We start from the raw sequence: 18,413 nt of genomic DNA on the forward strand, positions 1-18,413 counted from the left end.
TACATGAGTTCTCTTTCCATTTTTAGAAAAGTAGCCGTTTTAGAGGGTATTTCATATTTGCTTTTATTATTTATTGCCATGCCTTTAAAATACTGGGCTAACTTGCCTATGTATGTTAAATACACAGGTTGGGCGCACGGACTGTTATTTGTGCTTTATGCAGCAACCTTGGTTTTAGCCTGGCAAGAGCAAAAGTGGAAGTTTGGTAAAGCGGTTTTGATTTTCCTGGCCTCTCTTTTACCCTTTGCACCATTCATTGTGGATAGAAAATTAAAAGACGAAAGGGCTTTGTAGTTGAATAACAATTGGTTGAAATCTATTTTAAAATAATTTTGTGATTTAGCCAAGCGTTACATACATTTGCAACCCCGTCCAACACATGCCCAGCTGGCGGAATTGGTAGACGCGCTGGTCTCAAACACCTGTGGGAAACCGTGCCGGTTCGACTCCGGCGCTGGGTACTAACCGGGGTCACACCCGAATTTTGAAAGGATTGCTCGTTAAAAAGCAATCCTTTTTTGTTGATTTTCAGCAAGTTATCGTAAAAGATAGGGTCGATATAAGCGGTTCTAAATATACCCTCCCCCCATACCAGATTATCTTTGAACACCCCCCTAATTAAGGTATGCTTCTGAGTTATGTTGCATTTTTGGTATAACTCAAGGATGTTAGATAAATTTGGTAAAAGTCGCTCAACTAAGTCATCTTCAGTTCTAATCTTTGATGGCTGATTACCCTTCAGATCATATTCAATTTTTGCCTTATCTTCTTTAAATTTTTGAAACCAGTTTTTATAAGTTGAGCTTTCAATTTCATTATTCATCAGACGCTCTTCCAGCTTAAATATCTTTTCATTTATCTCATGTAGATTTTTAACCTTCTGTTGATGTTGCTCCTTTTTTAATTTCAGCGGCTCAATTAAAAGTGCTTTCGAAGTTTCCTTTATAAACTTTACCTGGTGCGTAGAAAAACTCAAGCCTTTTAATATATCCTCAAAGGCCTCATGTAGTTTAGGTCCAGGTAGGTTATAATTTGTGTGTTCTGTGCACCTGTAGTACATATAGTAGTTTTTCCTGCCTTTGGTATATCCGGCAGTCATACTCTTGCCACACCAGCATTTAAGTAAGCCTCTTAGAGGGAAATCTTCAGCAGGTTGAACCCTTGTCTTTCTTTTCAAGCTATTAAGCATACTTTGAACTAACCAGAACTCCGCCTGTGAGATGATGGGTTTGTGGATAGACTTAGCATATTTCTCAGGCAGCTCCTGAAATGCAGGCACCCTAATTAGCCCCGCATAAACACAGTTGGAAAGTATTTCCTGAATGCAGCACTTACTTGTACGTTTAAAACCAGTTGCTTTAGCATTCTTATATATTACATATTGAGGAATACCCTGTATATATTCCTTAAAAATCCGTTCAACAATCAAGGCTTCCATAGGATGAATTTCAATCAGGTTTTTTCTGGTGCCATCAATAATATTCCTATAGCCGTAAGGTGCCCTACCTAGGTAACGACCACTTTCTTTAGCATTCCGTATCCCCTGTGTAGTTCTCTTGCGAATATTGAATAGTTCCTTATTCGCCATCATGTAGTCGAAAGCACGTTTCATGAAAACATCAGGGTCAGAAGTATCTAAATCTATCCGCTCACTAGTAGAGAGTACCTTAACGCCATACTTGGTTTCAAGTTCATTAATTTTCATTAAAGCCTCCGGCAGGTTCCTACTGAATCTATCATGGTCCAGTACAATCAAATATTTACATTGACCTTTATAATTCTTCAGATAAAGTTCCAGAGCCCTGTAATCGGGCCTATCAAAAGTATAGCTTGATTCGCCATTATCCTTAAATAATCCGATGATATTAAGATTATTTCTTCTGCAGTATTCCTTTATTGCGGATTCCTGATATTCAAGTGATTTAGATTGGTCTTTCGTACTCAATCTCATGTAACCTATTGCGTTCATAAATCTTCCTTTAAAAGTATTTCAACAATTATATGTGCTACTGAAGTTAGCAAGATTTTTTCTTCATTACTAATTTCCTTAGGAGATTTCGAGATATACTTCCGTTTTTTTCCAAAAGAGCTGTCAAGATTTTCAACAACAAGCAAAACCTTCATAGGCTTAGGTAACAAAGGCAATCCCAGAGTATTATTTTCAGCATCAACAATCTCTATAGGATTATCTTCACGCTTATTTTTTTCTTTCATATAACTTCTTTGAATTGAATTTATTCAAGAAGGAAATGTATTTTTCACAATTTCAGAGTGTTGTCAAGGATTTCTATTTTGGAAGACTGTCAGGCTAAAATTAAATTAACTCATTTTTAAACAGTTAAGAGATTTGATTTGCATATATAGTTTATAGGAATATTTTTGCAGAATGACCGTGACCGTTTTAGCAATCTTAGAGACTGAATTCAAACCTGCTAAATCATTAGCTAAAATAATGAATGAACGCCTTTTACGGATTGCCAAAGAATTGCAGGATGTCCATCTAAAATCTCTTTATGGACATGGTTTTTCCGAAGAAGATTTGATTATATACCTAAGCTATAATTCAAAGTATAAGATTAGATTTAGAATCGTTAACGATGTTCCATCTGACATCGAATATTTTGTGGCAGAGCGATGCGCAAGGTTAGGCTTTATTCTTTGGAGAACGAATGCATTGGAGAGGAGAGAAGCCTGTTTAAATTAGCATAATCTATCAAACCAAAAGCACCTCAATAGATTTCAGATATAATCTGTTCAGCCCTAAAGTTACTAGTTATATCGAATAATGTGCTCGTTCATATACAAACTCAAATTATACGTGCAAGTGGATGTCATAAAGATTACCCATCATTTTTACTAAAAAATATACCTAATAATCCTAATACAATAGCCTGTATAAAACCTATCAATATCGAATATTTGTTAATATGCGTTATCATGGTTTTATCATCTGATTCGGAGATTGGGATAGTTATAATAATTATCAATAAAACAAACAAATAAAATAGTGAAGAGCCGTTAACAAGACGCATAAAGTAGCGATCGATCTTTTGCGATTTAATTATTTCAGGTTTTAGGGAGGCATATATAAAGGATGTAGTTATCAGCGTCAATCCTGGACTTAAACTTCCAATCAGCCATTTCCATTCTCCCATTTCTGCATCAGGGCGTGTCATAGTTATCACTAGAAATGCGATTATAAAAATACAACTACCTATCATCCAGGTTAAAGCAATTTGCTTTTGGGCTTTGTATTTATCTACTTTGATCATTATTATCTTATTTTTGCTGCAATTTTAGAATTATTATAATGGTCCTTTGGTGTGATTTCACTAGGATTCATAAAAACCGCTGTCTCTCCAGGAGTTTTCTTATATTGATAAATAAGCAAGCTCACCTTCGAGTCAGAAGTTAAGGACCTGGAAAGTATGTAGGAAGGGACACTTAAGGCACCAGAAGATAGCCATTGCTGCGCTTTTGCAAGATCAGAGGTAGGGCCGGTTAGATTTGGGTTTGCATCAGCAACTAAAAAGACGATGACGCGAAAGTAACCTACTGGAGCATTTATTAATGCCTTCAAATATGACCAAGGGCTGTTAAGATCGCTTTGAATTCTACTTGTCCATCTATCGGGAAGAGTAAGAGAATAGCCCCTGTTATCGGTTTGCTCCATTTGGGTTACAAGTGCAAAGCCATTATCGTAAGCATAGTATCTCCGAGATACATAGCCACATCCATCCAGGGCAGTGATCAGCTTTTCATTGATATCCTTAATTGTTCTGGCATTTTTAAAATTTTTAACCGGGATATTCATTGCTGCTGAAGCTGGAGGTACTTTATCAGGAAAAACAGGTAGATAATTTGCAGACAGATTTGCTACTGACCTATTTGTAAACTCCTGTGTCACTTTGAATAGATCTGAGCTATAAGCGGAATCCAAGGCAGATATTTCAGTCTGATTGAAACCTATAAATGAAAATGTTAGTTTATCATTAGCATCAATTTCTAAGCTATAATTGCCATTACTATCAGTAATGGTTCCAACTGCTTTATTTTTAATTTTGATGGACACCGCTGGCAATGCTAAACCATCTTCATTGGTAACTTTACCGAATACTTTAGATTTAATGCCATTGGGAAATACCTTTATCAGCGATAAACCAGTAGAATCCTGAGCGAGGGTTCCAAGCGTGGCCAATGTAAATAAAAAGGATAAGAGCGGTTTTATAAACATATTGATTTGTAGTGCTTTAATAGTAATTCAGATACTTAAAAATATTAAAATTCTATGGAAATAATGAAATAATATTAAAAAAAGAACATTTTGTCTAATTCCCAAGTTCAACAATAAAAGGTGGGCTAAATCATCCTTTTACCGATCTTTAAAATCCCAAAAAATCAATAAAGTCTAAAATCCGAGATTATATTCTCCCTCCTTGAGGTTGGCATCTGTATCTCATCGGTTAAGATTGATACCTTGTGCTGAACGAATCGAAGCAGCTCGGATAGCATAATCTTTCCATCCCGGTTCAGATCAGCTGACTTATCTTTAAGTCCCGCCAGCATTGAGTAGGTAAATACCCCATTACTCCAGCGATCATCTTCCCATGCAAACTCCGTCGAAGATGCAGAAGAAATAATAGATGCGCCATTTGATTCTCTTAAGTCAGAAAACAAAACTTTCATTAATTCAAAAGAACTATTGGTTGCGGCAGTAGTTCCCCCACTTGTAGAACCCCTCTTTTTTACATTACCCTTTCTCGGTGCATTGGCGCTGGTCTGGATAGAAGTAGTCTTATCAAATTCACCAGAGTGGCAGGCATCAATGAAAAGAATCTTTTGTCTAGCCGGAATGCCATCAAGTAAATTTTCAAAATCATCATATAATAAACCTTCGCGCTTCGGGTCAGAAAAATCCTGGTCAAAAGCGCTCAGATAGTAATCGCTATTGAAAATTTGGCCATGACCAGCAAAAAAAAGAATCACCTGGTCACCAGGCCTTGTTTGCTGCAATCGTTTTTTCAGGGCTAATATTGCCGATTTGGACGCACTTGAATTAAGTATGGTATCAATGATGACTTTTCCGAAATTGTCCTTATTGGAACCAAAATATTTGGCAACATCTCGAGCGTCTTTAGCAGCATAGTTTAAGTTGAAATCTTTATTCTTATAGTCTGACAATCCTACGCTCATTACATAAAGATCAGGCTTAAAGTTTTGATTCGTTAGGTAGATATTTACGCTGGCATCCTGACTTAAAATACCCTTACTGCTTAACACACTAATGTCTATTTGATTGTTACCCTGGGTGAGTTCAAGCTGAAGCTTCTCATCTAGTACACTTGAAGAAGAGGATAGTTTTCTGCCTGCTTTGCCGTAAATGGGTACTCCGTTGATTTTCACATGAAGTCTTTCCAGCTTCGAGGTGGGCTCGCTAGCATGTAGAGATAAGATTATTTGAGAAGATTTCGTACTCGGTGGGATTTGTGCAGCATTTTCCACAGATAACGTAGGTACATCTCCAAAGTCATTCCCAAGTTGGTTCGGCGAGAGTTTAGTCTTAGAAATCCTAGTCTGGTAAGCTTTAAAATAAGTTTCGATAGTCTCTTTTGTGGCCTGACCAATTTTCTCTAGAACTAAATCAGGACGATTGTATATTAGATCATACTGGTCGAAATAGCGCAGTTTTCCATCTTTTAGAAAATGCAATAGTCTTGCACCCTTTGCGGAGGCAAAATAGTAACCTTCAGGTGTGACTATTATCCATTCATCGCCTATGGATACAAGGGTAGCAATCTCCATTCCAGTGTGTACATCCCAAATTTTTGTAGTCTTGTCAGCGCTGGTACTAACAAGCATTTTTCCATCAGCGGTAAAATTACAAGAGAGAACCGCATCCTTGTGCCCGCGTAATACAAAATCTACGGCAGGATTATTTGGATTCCTTATGTCCCAAATTCGAAGTGTTTTATCTGCACTAGCAGTTGCCATCTTACCTGATGAACTTGATACAGCGATGTCAAGTATCTTGAGTTTATGAAGCGAGGAGCTAAACAGATTTTCACCAGTTTTGTAATTTAAAATACTTACAACACCTGTAGTAAAGCCTCCGCAATAGACCATTAGGTCTTGTTGCGGGAGTAGGGCAGCAGATTTTAAAAAGTCTTGAGTTGGAAGTTTAAATACATTTTCCAGCTTCCCAGCCCCACTGATGCTAATTTGATGTTCTTGAGCCATTAGGATTTTTCCTTCATCCAGCCCTAAGACAGCAAAACTCTTTTCCTCCGATGTTGCAGAATTTAGCTCAGTCGCTTTTAATACTGGATCATTACTGATGGCCATACGAGAGACCTTTTCATAGCTTCCCGAGGAAATCAAGTCACCATTATTTGCGAAAGCCACAGCATTAGCCATGTAATATTGAATTTTCAAAGAATCAGCAAAATTTCGGTCGTAAATGAGAACCCCTCGTGCAGAATTTAGCATAAGCGAGTGGCCATCTGGAGAGAATGCGGCATTACGATAATAATCAATCCCTTCAAATCCTAGGGTTCCTGTTCCTTTTCCAAATACCTTAGTGATTCCACCGATGGCAAGATTCCAAATCCTAGCCAGCCCATCCCCAGAGGTGGTAATAAGAAGTTGTTTATCTGGATGGAATGCAGCGTCGTAAACAGCGCTACTTTCAGATCTGAATTCTCCAAGGATCTCCAAGGTCTGCGGGTCAAGAATTCTCGCAAAACCAGATTCAGTTTGTTCAGAGGAATGCTTGCCCATACCTTGAAAAATTGTTGCGGATCTTCTATGCAATAAAACACATTCGCTTTCTTCATTGGAAACGAATGAACTACCTTTTCGGATTGACGACTTTAGAGTTTTAATATCAACTACATTCAAATCTCCTTTCGGAGAGATGTGAATTATTGTTCGCCCGTCGGGACCAAAAAGCACATTTCCTCTGGAGTAAGGGTCGAATAATTTTTTGCGCTCCCCTGACCTCATATCGAGTAAACTGATTGCTCCATCATCAAGTAGTAATAACTGACTCTTATCAGCAGAAAAATCAATATCGCTTATAAGATGGTCTTCGGTTTCAAATTTTTTTCTAACCCCACCTGTGACGGCATCTAAAATAACAACTTCAGGCGGAGAGGTTCTTTTTAAAGTATTACCAAGGCCAATAGCAATTAAAGAACGATCAGATGAAAACTTCACAAGCTGCACATAATTTTTACCCTGTAAAATCTGATCTGTAGAAAATTTAAAATAACTTTTTAATTCCTTTCCCTCTAAATTTAACTGGAAAACGCCGTTGTCACATCCAATAAATGCACTTTTACCATCTTTAGAAAAGCAAAGTCCAGAAATGCCAATATAAGAGCCCTCGAGTTTTCTAACAGTTTTGAAAGTTCTTAAATCCACCAACCAGACCCCTCCTAAAATGCTTTTGCTCACCAATGCAAATGCATTATCTGGTGATATAGCGATTGAATAATGCTCAATACTTTTATTTTCACCATTAAATACCTGGAGTGATCGAAGCTCTTTATGGCTTGATACATCCCAGCATTTTAGTTGACCGTCCCGACCTATGGTAAAAAGGCGAGATTCTGTGCCGTCAAATGCCATGGCCTCGATAGCCCCAGAATGACCTGTTGGAATGATCATGTCTGGTCTCTGAGCTAGAGCATAGAAAGAGAGAAAAGCAAGAATGAAGATGGATATAATATGCCTAAACATGAAATTATAGTTTGAAGATTTGCTTAAGTAGACCAGGCTTATACTGTGGGTCAGATTTGCTATTTAATTTAGTTGTAGTTAGTCCGTTTAGTTTAAAGCAAGTCGAAATTCCAACAGGGCTGCCATCATAAAATTCATCTCTAAAAAATACCCAGTCTTTTTCTCCTATGAAGAATAGCTTGCCTGCAAACTTTTGGTTTTCGTAGAAATACACCGAGTTCTTGTAATAACTAACCATCATATCAGTTGTTCCGGTGGTGACCTTTAGCTTATCCCAGCGTAGGTCATCCCTTACACCAACAGACTCAATTTTGCCACTAAGGATATTAAAAGATTTTGCCTGATTACTTTTACGCAATCTGGTATAGAGATTCTTGGCCTTGTCGTCATAAAACAAGTGGTCAAAACTAACTACTGGACTTTTAAAGGTACGTTCGCGAGCACCAGTTAGACTATTAAAAACCTGAATAGAGCCATCACCCACACCTACATAGATTCGTTTTCCATCAGGTGAGTATTTTGCATATTCAGTAATCCCACTAACACCGTCATAAAATTTATTTATTTCAGCACGCACTTCTCCAACCTTTATTCCGCTAGACATCGAGACTTTTTGTTCTCCTGACCTTAAATCCCAGACTTTGACAGTACCGTCATAGCTAGTTGATACAAAGCTTTGAAGATCTGGAGAGAAATTTACGGACCTTACATTCTCTAGATGACCTTTAAATACCCGGCTTTGATCAAATGTCTTTGCATCAAAGAGCACGATGTCTTCTCCTGCAGCTAATAAAATCCACTTCCCGTCAGAAGAGATCGCTATATCTTCCCCAGAGCTCGTTTGCTCAACATCTAATTCAGTTACCATATTACCAGACTTGATGTCAAAAACATATCCACCGCCAATGCCCGACATCAGCATATGATTTCCATCGGGGAAGAACTGTATCGTTTTCGCTGATCCTTTACCTTTAAAGGAGCTTTTTAGAGTTCCAGTTTGAAGGTCGTAAATAAAGACTTTACCGTTCGCACCTGAACAGGCAATTAATTTACTATCCGGAGAAAAGCAAAATGAACTTCCGTAGCCATCCTCCGCACGGAAATCTCGTACAAGTTTCTGCGTCTCTAGATCCCATAATTCCAAAACAGTTCCAATGCCAGAAGGTGAGATAGCGCCAGTTATGACATGCTTCCCATCTGGAGAGAATCTAGTCACATCCATATTGCTTTCTTTGCTTTGAAAGGTTGTAATTGGTGTTCCAGAAGCAATTTCCCAAAGATTCACCTCACTGCCACATAAGGTGATCATGTATTTCTCATCCGGACTTATATCTAAATACTTTACCCCAATGTAATTACCAGTGGGAATTATAGTCTTTGGTTTTAACTGCGCATTAGTTACCCAGGTACACAGTAGAGCACTTAAGAAAAGTAGAGTTTTTTTCATTTTTTGAGAGATTTATTGATTTTTACACTTTAACTTGAGAAGATTGGCTTTTAGTTGCATAGGATCAGCCTTACCATAAATAAATTCCAGATAATCAATTGCAGCTTGAGGCCATTGTGCTGCCGGTAGATCAATCATACAAATTACTGGTTTGAGCTCATTACCGTTTAGATAAGAAATATTAAACTGACTGATGGGGCTACTGATTTCCTGCTCCTCCTCAAAATAAAGTAACTCCACTGGAGAGATAAGGCTTTTTCTTGCAGGGATACCATCGATGTATAATAGACTAGAATCTAACTTCAAAAAAGAGAAAGTCCCATTGCCTGGTGAATCGATGCGGAGAGGTTTGTTGATTGTATCTTTTCCATCCCGATATTGTAAATAAAAAAAGCCCTTTGGGAGTTTTTTCGTGAAATTTCGATTAAGCTTGATCTCCAAAGAATCTAATATAAGTACAGATTGTTTTCCATAAATCAATCGGAAATAATTGCCAAGGTCTTCAAAACTGTTTATTGGACCTGGGCGGCCATATAGATTTTTATCACTATTCTTCAACCAGATAATGCTGCGAACGGTGGCTAAAAGTTCAGACGTTTTTCCGTTTCTAGCTAATTCAGCCTTTCGCAAGGCAAGCCCCTTGTCGAGAACCATTAGTACTAGCGTATCATTCCCCTTATTGAAGCGTATAGGATCCTGATAGTCCATAACCATGCCTTTTGAAATACGTTTACCACTCTTCAGGTTAACAAGTCCTGCACTATTATAAATGACCTTTGCAGGTTGAGCGTAGAGTTCATGAGAAAAAACCAACAGAAAAAAAACAAAGAAAACTCTCATATCTATAAACTGGATTTATATGGGTGATTGAATAAAATAAAGTTAACTCGCTGTGGCCATCCTTTTAAACCCTTTGGCAGATTTTTGATATTAGCCCAAAGTCTTCTGATGGTAAAAATCAAATTGATGACCATGGCACAAGGCACTGTTTCAAACTTAATACTAAAGCTCAAAAATGAAATAATTGAAACGCTCAGCATTAGTATACTAATCCCAATTAAATTTTCAATTGGACCACCTGTAAAGTTCGCAACAAAGGTTTGCAGTTTATTCATCCATACTGGTGTCGGCGCATATAGTGAATAATGTATAATCGCTGTCAGGCTAATCAACACAAAAACAATCCAGCTTAAGCTAATGCGGCCTTCCTCCTTAAGCAGTGAAAAATAGAGATTCATATTAATCAACGGACCTGCCACATCACCCATACTCGTCTTATGGATATCATTTTCGAAATCTCCGATGACAACATATTCCTTTTTGAGAAGCGACCTAGAGAATTCATCGTCTCCCTTCAGGAGATCGATTGCTTGCTGGATAGGATAGACCATAGAAATTTCATCATTTTGAATATCATAACTCCTCAGGCTTTCATCGACAATAACCATGTTCGAGTAACGCTTTCCATGGAGAGCAATCATACCACCATATTTAAAAACACTTGTATCACCAACGCTTGCCTCATACATACGTAGAACAAGACTTTTTTTATCACCGTTTATCAGCGGAAACTTATTGAAGCCATCGCTAAGCATTAGCCATTCATTGGAGCTGGAATAAGAGGCATAACCAGAGTTCCGCTCAGGAACTGCTTTTTTAAGCAGCTCAGAAGTGCCTTCAGCAGGCGTAGGCCAATAAAAATTTGGAGTCTTTGAAAGCGTTTTAGCAAAAGCCGAATCCACAGGTTGGGGGATGTCGAATATTAGATCACATAGAAGTGTACGGTGTCTGCTGGGATAAAGATTTAATAACTGTATTAAAGTGTCAATTTTAGTTCTATCTACAATCCGCTCATTGCCCAGAAGATTTTTTACCTGAACGCCCTCACTTTCAGCGTTAACAAACAGCGTTTTACTTTTTAGATATTCATTTTCGTGTTTAGCCTCTTTAAAAAATGATACCCTCGCAATCGACAGCAGCCTGATAAAGACTGATTCTGCTGAGAGTGAATAGCTAGAATTCATCCAGAACCACATCGCAATAAGGGTTATGATCGCATAACCAAAACACTTTGCCATGCGGATCAATTCCTTTTTCAGAAAAGAAATATTCAAGAGGAGCGCGCGAAACATACAATTAATTCAGATGTCACCAATCGAAGGATATAAACACTTATATCTTTGATCGATAATCAGTTATATCAAAAATAAAAATTTTGATAGAATTATTTTCCTGAAATCGATTTTGTGGAAAAAAAAGTATTTAAAAAGAGATGGGGTTCGTTAAACTCCCTACCATTAAGACCTATGAAGCATTACTAACTAAAATCTTTTTTCTTATTGTATGCTATAAAAATGCCAGGATCTAAATGAAAATGATCTCGAAGATCGCCTGAATAGCAATTAAAACTGGCCTTTCGAGCTTCAACATCAAGATTAAAAAGACGGTATAGATAGAATTTCTCTTTGTGATATTGAGAAAAAAACACCTCATTTCTGGAAATATGAAATGGCGAACCCTTCGCGCCACACGTGGTTTTTACCTCGATATATTTTTCAGTCCCATCCATATCAAAAGAGAGTACATCAAAACCTTCTCCATCTAATACCTTTCTAACTTTAGAAGCCAGTTTATCAAAGCCATTGTCGATAAGAACTCGCTGCTCATATTCTATCACTAGCTCCTCACCCAAGCTTCCAATAAAGATATTTTGCTGATATTTCTCAAACCAATCAACCTCTGAGCCAGAGAAGTCTGGCATATCTTCGCTCACCTCAGTTATACCTTCTGGATAAGTGTCGTCTGGGTAGAGCGGATATGGCTGAACGATTTTCTTCGGTTTTTTCCCAGTTTCTTTAAAATACAATTCATCATCCGACCAGCACTCATAGCAAAGCCTATGCATCACCTTTTCAAAATGAGCTTTTCTTAGGTCCTCCATTTCGCCGAAAGACAGCTTTTCAGCCAGCCCATAAAACCCAGCTCCAATAGACTGAAGATCCGAATGCATAACTAGAGAACTTAACATCGGTCGTCCATGCTCATGTTCCCATTCCGAGATTTCACCTATCCATTCTGCAAAAAGATCGACATCCTTACGATCATCTGACTTCAAATCGTAACTAAACATGATATTCCCGTAGCCAATTAGCCGTCTTTCCCTTGCTAAGTCAATAAGTTTAATCCTTAATTCATTATCCATAGAGCGCTTTAATTAGAAGAGCAAATTAGGCCATAATCTTGATAAACAAAAACGTGGAGATTTTGTAGCGACTTCCACACAAACATAAATAGACCGCCTCGCGATTTACCTCATTTCTCTTAATACTATGATTCGGAGCTAATCAGGTTCTACTTTAAAGCAAAAATGTAGTTAATGTGTATGTTTTCGATTACGAGTCGAGTGTGTTCTGCTCGAATTGTATTCATTACTCTTTCCTGAAAATCTGACCTTCTAACCTGAAATTAAACCTAACTATATAGAAAATTATTATAATAGAATTGACGGTTTTATATTTCAGATAAACTATGCGCTGATATCTCAAACTACCGAGTTTTAATATCATTTCGCAAAGACAACCAAACCAATACAGGTGAATCTGTCGATGTAGGAAAAATCAATTGGACTGCTATTACTGGAAGGTAGCGATCCACATTTTTCCTAGCAAATAATCTTAAAAAATAAGGTTAACTGACAGAAGCTTCTGTTCAAATAATTTAATAGTGAGTTATGTCGAATACCAAAAACATATTTATAAGCCATCACCATAAAGATGATAAGTCAGTATCTGACTTTATCAGTTTGCTTTCTGGAAAAGATTATAACATAAGAAACAGCTCTATAAGAGTCAAACCAGAAAATCAGGCCAGATTAGACAATAAGCAGATACCAAGAGCAACACTTGAGCGCCTATTAAGCATGAAGATGCGATGGGCAGGAACGGTAGTGGTATTAATTGGTGATCAAACACATTCAAGAAAATGGGTGAATTGGGAAATTAAGCAGGCTGCTGAACAGGGAAAAAGAATCTTGGGAGTGTTCATGAAAGGAGGAAAAGATGCTGATATTCCTGAAAACCTGGAAAAATTTGGAGATGGCTTAGTTGGTTGGAATTCAGGAAAGATCATCGCAGGATTGGAAGGAGAGGATGTTGGCTGGTGTACATCGGGTGGTGAGCAACGAAGTCCAGTTAATAATGTTAAGCGAGTGATCTGTCAATAATATGAGTTTTTACGGATATAAAATTACCAGGGACTATGGCTTCGCGCCAAATCCTTTTGGAGAATATTGCAGCCTAGCCTGCTGCAAGCCACATGTAAGGAGGAAAGCGGAACCTGGGGATTGGATAATCGGTACTGGAGCTATTGAAAATAATCTACTTTATAATCTAATCTTCCTTATGCAGGTTACAGAGAAAATTACCTTCCAGGAATATTGGGACGATAAGCGTTTTTCTTATAAAAAACCAGTTTTGAATGGCAGCTTGAAACAGATGTATGGTGATAATATCTATCATAAAAATGGAGATAATTGGTGTCAATCGGATTCACATCATAGTCTGCTTGAAGGAGAATTAAATGAGAAAAATTTACGGCAAGATTTAAGTGGCCAGTATGTGCTAGTTTCTAACAATTTTCTCTATCTGGGTGATAATGCTTTGCTTGTTCCAGACAAATTTAAAGATATATGCCCAACAGCAAGGCATAGGGATTATATAACGATCCGAAATGAAGCCTTGGCTGCGCAATTTATTGAAAATATGTACCAACGTTTCAAACCGGGATTAAAAGGGCAGCCGATTAATTGGAAAGAACATGAACAATTGCAACTTCTATAATGGCCTTCAATCGCTATAACACTACCAAATATAATTCAAGGGAAAATTTTATGGCCCTTGGCGTGACCTGCCTCTTCATCTCACATCAGCAAAGAGATAAGATAGCCGCCCAGAAAATTGCTGATTATCTAATCCGTGCTGGTATAAATGTATATTTTGATGAGTATGATAATGACCTTAAAATTCATCATCAGTCAAAAAATGCAGCTGCGGTAACAAATTCTATTAGAGTTGGAATCAATAACAGTTCACATATGCTTGTTCTGATTTCGCCAAATACAATGAGTTCAACATGGGTACCTTTTGAGGTTGGTTATGGCTACGATAAAACTGCATTATACGTGTTGTGTCTTAAAGGTATCGAGCCTGGAACCCTTCCTGAGTATGTTAAGTCAGCAACAATAATAAGAGATATTTATGATCTCAATTTGCTTACAGGAAGAATGGTAGGGGCGAATGCTGATATTTTGATAAAAGCAAACTTGATAAACGACTTTGCCAGTGATCAAAATCCACTTAGCGATGTTATGGATAAATTAATATTGAATGATACGCAATGAAATGGGCAGATTACTGTGTAAGTAAACTTACGCTGGATGATAGAGGCTTCATTGAGAGCATAATTTATTACCAGGATTTTGGAGAATCCTTAGGTCACGAAATCGAAGGGACGAGAGCCTGGATGGTAAGGCAGGTTGAGCAGGGTAAAACCTTTTGCAGCATCAAAAAAAACATTCATGGCAATTGGAATCTAATTGGCAATTTCACTTACAATAATTTTCTTTTTAGTTGGCACCTGATACCAAAAAATCTGACGAAGAGAAAAATTTTTAAGAGCTATTATCATTCAGATGACCAAGTGTATAAGAAGTTTTTTGAAAACTTATTCGGGGATTTGGTCATCAATAAATCAGTGGAGGATGGAGATATCAACGAGGAGAATAGTGATGACTATGTAAAGCAGCTGATCCAGAAGGGCTACCTTTCAGATACGACGGTACTGATTGTTCTGATTGGTCCCAATACCCGCCATCGAAAACACATAGATTGGGAAATCTCAGGTGCACTTAATCATAAGGTTGGAGATAAATATGCAGGCATTTTAGGACTCTTATTGCCTAATCACCCAAACTATTCAACCGATCACTATACTTCAAGTTTACTTCCAGGAAGATTAGCTGACAACCTTAAAAGCGGCTATGCCATTCTCAGGAACTGGACGGATGATAGAATAAAGATGCAGGAATACATCGAGCTTGCCCAGAAGAAGCGTAGCACAAATGCTGATAATATAGATAACTCAAGATTACAGATGACAAAAAATACAAATGAATAGAATCAAATATCCTTTAAATATCTATGTCGTATGGCATCCAGATTCCACAGTAAGCCAAACTATTGCTGAAGGCATCTATTCTAGATTCTGTAGAGATTACAAAAATCCCTTGTCTAGAGGGATAGGTATTCCGGTATATTTTCGAAGTGTTCCTTTGGAGGATGCAATGCCCTTGGATATTGATTTTAATGAAGCAGAGAAAAATGCAGTTATATTACTCATAGACGAAGATTACTACCTGGATAGTAATTATGGAGCTTACACAGAGCAGCTTGTAGCTAAAATAGACGATAATAATAGGCTATTTCCAATCGCACTGTTCAAGGATGCATATTCAATTGGCAGGGGACTTAGTAAACTCCAATTTACTGATGCGACAAAATTCTTCGGAGAAAAACTGAATTTAGAAAAAGCTAAACATTTAAAAAAAGCAATCAGAAAGATCCAAACTGAAATATTGCATGATTGTTCAAGGCTGCTGCTGAGGTTTCATCCAGTTCAGGATGATAAGCAAAAGCATAGAATCGGATCACCGGTAAAACTCTTCCTAAGCCATGCCAAGAGAGATGGAGAGAGCATAGCGATCAGATTTAAAAAATTTATAGAAGATAATTTAAAGCTTGATGTCTTTTTCGATACGGTTGATATAGCTAATGGATATGACTTCGCAGAACAGTTTAACGATGAGATCAAACATTCGGCTTTAGTAGTATTTCATACAGATGAATATTCAAATCGTGAGTGGTGTAGGAGAGAAGTGTTGATTGCCAAGAAGCATAAATCACCTATAGTAGTAGTCCATGATATAAAGAAAGGTGAGAGAAGGGCATTCCCTTACCTGGGAAATATGCCAACGATAGTGATTAGCAGAAATGAAACACAGGCATTTTATAGAATAGTCAATCGAACATTGTATCAGGTGCTCAATAACCTATATCAAAATGGACTATTAGAGGGTTACAAAGCAATTCATAGCCCTGATATCAATGAGATCAAAATAATTACCTCACCACCTGAACTCCTAAATTTTCTCGCAATAAAAACCTATCAGAAAGGACTAGATAAAAAACTAATTATGCTATATCCTGACCCACCACTTGGAATAGAGGAAATTGATATTTTAAACCAACTTGATGAAGATGTAGAATTTACAACGCCAATCAATTTAAATTAATATGGCAAAACCTATTGAAAAAATAAATATTACTGGGACTGAGACAGACTTAGTTGCAGATGAATTAAAACCATCAAGGAAAGGTAAACTGTTTGGAAAGAAAGTAGCTATATCAGTATCCTTAAATGAAGATTTGCTAGCATTGGGCCTCTCTGAACAGCATCTTAATGATATATCAATTGAAATCGCCCGATATATTATTGCTAATGAAGGGGTAGCGATGTATGGTGGTGATTTGAGAGTTGGAGGGTTTACCTACTATTTTTCTGAGTTATCAAATCAGTATAAAAAAGAAGATGATAAATCTTTCAGGTTTACGAATTATTTCGTTTTTCCGACAACAAAATTGCTGACAAAGGATGTCAGGATTGACTTTAAGTCCAAACAGATTGAGATCAATGAGGTTCGATTGCCAAACGGTCTCGTCCCAGATAACAATAAAAAGTATCAGCCAGCCGATGATGTGCAAGATAGGTTATTTCTTAGCGAGTGTTTCAGAGTAATGAGGCTTAAAATGGCAAAAGATTGTGATGCAAGGGTTTTAGTAGGAGGGAAGTTTACGAATTTCCTTGGCTATATACCAGGGGTTATTGAGGAGGCATTATATTGTTTGGAAAATGATAAGCCGATATTTCTGATTGGTGGTTTTGGTGGAGCTACTCAAAAACTCATTAGGCTAATTAAGGGAGAGGAAGTAGAAGAATTATCAAATGACTTCCAGTACAATAATACCTTCTTGAAGAAATTTAAAGAGGTATCGGAAGAAAAATATGAATACAGCGATTTTGATAAGCTTCGAAAAAAGTTGAAAAAATACAACGTTAAAAAACTCTCAAAACTCAATAAGCTATCGATTGAAGAAAATGAAGTGCTTTTTGGATCAAAAAATATTCACGAAATCGTCTATCTGATGATGAAAGGTCTGAAATCAATATAAATGCAAAATAATTAAGCTTTAAATTATAAATATGGAGTTCTCAGTATATCAATTAGAAGCCAAAAAAACGATTCAGGAATATATCCAAGGAAAAGAAGCGAATAAACTCGTGCCATTTTTAGGGCTCATTGGAGAAGCAGGTTCGGTTATCACGGAGCTAAAAAAAAATCTTCGCGATGGTAAGGCTTACACAAATTACAATAACAAGCTTAAAGAGGAATTGGGTGATTTGCTATGGTATATTGCGACAATTGCTACCGAGAATAAAATTGAACTTGAGGATATTGCAGCGTTGAATCTCCACAAAATCAAAGATAGGTTTGACCTTGAGCAATCCGAAAGCTTTATTATCTATGATGCTGATTACCCAGAAGATGAACAGTTTCCAAGGGAATTCGAGATACAGTTTGATGTGGTGAACGAGGGCGGCAAGGAGAAAGTTAGAGTGATGAACAATTCCAGCAATATGCAGATTGGAAATGAGATTACTGATAATTCACATAAAGATGATGGATATCGATTTCATGATATCTTTCATTTTGGATATGTAGCTTTCCTTGGTTGGTCTCCAGTGGTCAGGAAGCTTATGGGAATAAAGCGTAAAAGCGATAGCGTAACCGATGAAATAGAGGATGGAGCAAGGGCAGCTATCACTGAAGAGCTAATAAGTCTCTACATATATAGTTATGGCATGGACCATCAGCTATTCAAATACAGCAATAGTGTAGATACCGAAGTACTCAAAACAGTTCAGAAGCTAGTCAGCGGCATTGAAGTTAAAAACTGCACTCAAAAACAATGGGAGACCGCAATTATCAATTCATATAAAGTTTATGACGAATTGAAATTAAACAATGGGGGCAGAGTAATGGTCAGTATCAAAAATCGAAGGTTAACTTATCTTGGTAAATCTTAATTGTTTACTTTTATATTTTATTCAA

The 18,413-nt window shown here is 37.3% G+C and carries 17 protein-coding genes, 1 tRNA gene and 1 pseudogene; 10 read left to right on the top strand and 9 right to left on the bottom strand.

What is annotated here, in order from left to right; translation table 11 throughout:
* Nucleotides 1-3 precede the first annotated feature (3 nt).
* Nucleotides 4-294: a DUF3817 domain-containing protein gene (locus R2Q16_RS15740; RefSeq protein ID WP_316738292.1), complete on the top strand. Its 291-nt coding sequence runs from the start codon at nt 4-6 to the stop codon at nt 292-294.
* Between the two features lie 87 nt (nt 295-381).
* A tRNA-Leu gene (locus tag R2Q16_RS15745) sits at nt 382-461 on the top strand.
* Nucleotides 462-1,036: 575 nt separating this feature from the next.
* Here R2Q16_RS15745 and R2Q16_RS20375 read toward each other — a convergent pair.
* Nucleotides 1,037-1,969, bottom strand: a pseudogene (locus R2Q16_RS20375) (recombinase family protein); the annotation flags it as partial.
* Complete coding sequence (locus R2Q16_RS15750; protein WP_316738293.1) at nt 1,966-2,214, bottom strand: hypothetical protein; 249 nt, start codon at nt 2,212-2,214, stop codon at nt 1,966-1,968. The gene R2Q16_RS15750 and the pseudogene R2Q16_RS20375, both read right to left, overlap by 4 nt.
* Nucleotides 2,215-2,452: 238 nt before the next feature.
* Between R2Q16_RS15750 and R2Q16_RS15755 the strand changes: the two genes are divergently transcribed.
* Complete coding sequence (locus R2Q16_RS15755) at nt 2,453-2,704, top strand: hypothetical protein (RefSeq protein WP_316738295.1); 252 nt, start codon at nt 2,453-2,455, stop codon at nt 2,702-2,704.
* Nucleotides 2,705-2,840: 136 nt separating this feature from the next.
* On the opposite strand, the gene R2Q16_RS15760 is transcribed toward R2Q16_RS15755, so the two are convergent.
* The 7 genes from R2Q16_RS15760 to R2Q16_RS15790 form a co-directional block, all read right to left on the bottom strand.
* Entirely contained in the window at nt 2,841-3,272 is a 432-nt protein-coding gene (locus R2Q16_RS15760; protein ID WP_316738296.1) for a hypothetical protein, read from the bottom strand.
* A 2-nt stretch (nt 3,273-3,274) separates the two neighbouring features.
* Nucleotides 3,275-4,234: a carboxypeptidase-like regulatory domain-containing protein gene (locus R2Q16_RS15765; protein ID WP_316738297.1), complete on the bottom strand. Its 960-nt coding sequence runs from the start codon at nt 4,232-4,234 to the stop codon at nt 3,275-3,277.
* Between the two features lie 164 nt (nt 4,235-4,398).
* Nucleotides 4,399-7,668: a caspase family protein gene (locus R2Q16_RS15770; protein ID WP_316738298.1), complete on the bottom strand. Its 3,270-nt coding sequence runs from the start codon at nt 7,666-7,668 to the stop codon at nt 4,399-4,401.
* Between the two features lie 76 nt (nt 7,669-7,744).
* A complete protein-coding gene (locus tag R2Q16_RS15775) occupies nt 7,745-9,187 on the bottom strand; it encodes a WD40 repeat domain-containing protein (protein WP_316738299.1) in 1,443 nt (480 codons plus the stop codon).
* 12 nt (nt 9,188-9,199) lie between these two features.
* Nucleotides 9,200-10,027: a hypothetical protein gene (locus R2Q16_RS15780; protein WP_316738300.1), complete on the bottom strand. Its 828-nt coding sequence runs from the start codon at nt 10,025-10,027 to the stop codon at nt 9,200-9,202.
* 2 nt (nt 10,028-10,029) lie between these two features.
* Nucleotides 10,030-11,265, bottom strand: a complete 1,236-nt coding sequence (locus R2Q16_RS15785; protein ID WP_316738301.1) for a CHASE2 domain-containing protein — start codon at nt 11,263-11,265, stop codon at nt 10,030-10,032.
* Between the two features lie 239 nt (nt 11,266-11,504).
* Nucleotides 11,505-12,389 (bottom strand): DUF3883 domain-containing protein, encoded by an 885-nt coding sequence (locus tag R2Q16_RS15790; RefSeq protein WP_316738303.1) that lies wholly within the window; start codon nt 12,387-12,389, stop codon nt 11,505-11,507.
* 528 nt (nt 12,390-12,917) lie between these two features.
* Between R2Q16_RS15790 and R2Q16_RS15795 the strand changes: the two genes are divergently transcribed.
* The 7 genes from R2Q16_RS15795 to R2Q16_RS15825 are packed head-to-tail and all read left to right on the top strand — an operon-like array spanning nt 12,918 to nt 18,388.
* Nucleotides 12,918-13,409 carry a TIR domain-containing protein gene (locus R2Q16_RS15795; RefSeq protein WP_316738305.1) on the top strand — a complete coding sequence of 164 codons (492 nt, stop codon included), beginning with the start codon at nt 12,918-12,920 and terminating at the stop codon, nt 13,407-13,409.
* Between the two features lies 1 nt (nt 13,410).
* Nucleotides 13,411-14,025, top strand: coding sequence for a hypothetical protein (locus R2Q16_RS15800; protein WP_316738307.1), 615 nt, complete (start codon nt 13,411-13,413; stop codon nt 14,023-14,025).
* Nucleotides 14,025-14,585, top strand: a complete 561-nt coding sequence (locus R2Q16_RS15805; RefSeq protein WP_316738309.1) for a toll/interleukin-1 receptor domain-containing protein — start codon at nt 14,025-14,027, stop codon at nt 14,583-14,585. Before R2Q16_RS15800 ends, R2Q16_RS15805 begins: the two co-directional genes overlap by 1 nt.
* On the top strand, nt 14,582-15,361 hold the full coding sequence (locus R2Q16_RS15810) for a TIR domain-containing protein (protein ID WP_316738312.1): 780 nt from the start codon (nt 14,582-14,584) through the stop codon (nt 15,359-15,361). Before R2Q16_RS15805 ends, R2Q16_RS15810 begins: the two co-directional genes overlap by 4 nt.
* Nucleotides 15,354-16,535, top strand: coding sequence for a toll/interleukin-1 receptor domain-containing protein (locus R2Q16_RS15815; RefSeq protein WP_316738323.1), 1,182 nt, complete (start codon nt 15,354-15,356; stop codon nt 16,533-16,535). Before R2Q16_RS15810 ends, R2Q16_RS15815 begins: the two co-directional genes overlap by 8 nt.
* 1 nt (nt 16,536) lies before the next feature.
* Nucleotides 16,537-17,472, top strand: a complete 936-nt coding sequence (locus tag R2Q16_RS15820; protein ID WP_316738344.1) for a hypothetical protein — start codon at nt 16,537-16,539, stop codon at nt 17,470-17,472.
* A 31-nt stretch (nt 17,473-17,503) separates the two neighbouring features.
* Nucleotides 17,504-18,388, top strand: coding sequence for a nucleoside triphosphate pyrophosphohydrolase family protein (locus R2Q16_RS15825; RefSeq protein ID WP_316738347.1), 885 nt, complete (start codon nt 17,504-17,506; stop codon nt 18,386-18,388).
* The last annotated feature ends 25 nt before the right edge of the window (nt 18,389-18,413 follow it).

This window comes from Pedobacter aquatilis, from assembly GCF_032678425.1.
In the GTDB taxonomy this organism is placed as follows: domain Bacteria; phylum Bacteroidota; class Bacteroidia; order Sphingobacteriales; family Sphingobacteriaceae; genus Pedobacter; species Pedobacter aquatilis_B.

What these genes read in the sequence shown, in the direction of transcription:
- R2Q16_RS15740 (WP_316738292.1), top strand. Translation starts at nt 4, where the DNA reads ATGAGTTCTCTTTCCATTTTTAGAAAAGTAGCCGTTTTAGAGGGTATT.
- R2Q16_RS15750 (WP_316738293.1), bottom strand. Translation starts at nt 2,214, where the DNA reads ATGAAAGAAAAAAATAAGCGTGAAGATAATCCTATAGAGATTGTTGAT.
- R2Q16_RS15755 (WP_316738295.1), top strand. Translation starts at nt 2,453, where the DNA reads ATGAATGAACGCCTTTTACGGATTGCCAAAGAATTGCAGGATGTCCAT.
- R2Q16_RS15760 (WP_316738296.1), bottom strand. Translation starts at nt 3,272, where the DNA reads ATGATCAAAGTAGATAAATACAAAGCCCAAAAGCAAATTGCTTTAACC.
- R2Q16_RS15765 (WP_316738297.1), bottom strand. Translation starts at nt 4,234, where the DNA reads ATGTTTATAAAACCGCTCTTATCCTTTTTATTTACATTGGCCACGCTT.
- R2Q16_RS15770 (WP_316738298.1), bottom strand. Translation starts at nt 7,668, where the DNA reads ATGATCATTCCAACAGGTCATTCTGGGGCTATCGAGGCCATGGCATTT.
- R2Q16_RS15775 (WP_316738299.1), bottom strand. Translation starts at nt 9,187, where the DNA reads ATGAAAAAAACTCTACTTTTCTTAAGTGCTCTACTGTGTACCTGGGTA.
- R2Q16_RS15780 (WP_316738300.1), bottom strand. Translation starts at nt 10,027, where the DNA reads ATGAGAGTTTTCTTTGTTTTTTTTCTGTTGGTTTTTTCTCATGAACTC.
- R2Q16_RS15785 (WP_316738301.1), bottom strand. Translation starts at nt 11,265, where the DNA reads ATGGCAAAGTGTTTTGGTTATGCGATCATAACCCTTATTGCGATGTGG.
- R2Q16_RS15790 (WP_316738303.1), bottom strand. Translation starts at nt 12,389, where the DNA reads ATGGATAATGAATTAAGGATTAAACTTATTGACTTAGCAAGGGAAAGA.
- R2Q16_RS15795 (WP_316738305.1), top strand. Translation starts at nt 12,918, where the DNA reads ATGTCGAATACCAAAAACATATTTATAAGCCATCACCATAAAGATGAT.
- R2Q16_RS15800 (WP_316738307.1), top strand. Translation starts at nt 13,411, where the DNA reads ATGAGTTTTTACGGATATAAAATTACCAGGGACTATGGCTTCGCGCCA.
- R2Q16_RS15805 (WP_316738309.1), top strand. Translation starts at nt 14,025, where the DNA reads ATGGCCTTCAATCGCTATAACACTACCAAATATAATTCAAGGGAAAAT.
- R2Q16_RS15810 (WP_316738312.1), top strand. Translation starts at nt 14,582, where the DNA reads ATGAAATGGGCAGATTACTGTGTAAGTAAACTTACGCTGGATGATAGA.
- R2Q16_RS15815 (WP_316738323.1), top strand. Translation starts at nt 15,354, where the DNA reads ATGAATAGAATCAAATATCCTTTAAATATCTATGTCGTATGGCATCCA.
- R2Q16_RS15820 (WP_316738344.1), top strand. Translation starts at nt 16,537, where the DNA reads ATGGCAAAACCTATTGAAAAAATAAATATTACTGGGACTGAGACAGAC.
- R2Q16_RS15825 (WP_316738347.1), top strand. Translation starts at nt 17,504, where the DNA reads ATGGAGTTCTCAGTATATCAATTAGAAGCCAAAAAAACGATTCAGGAA.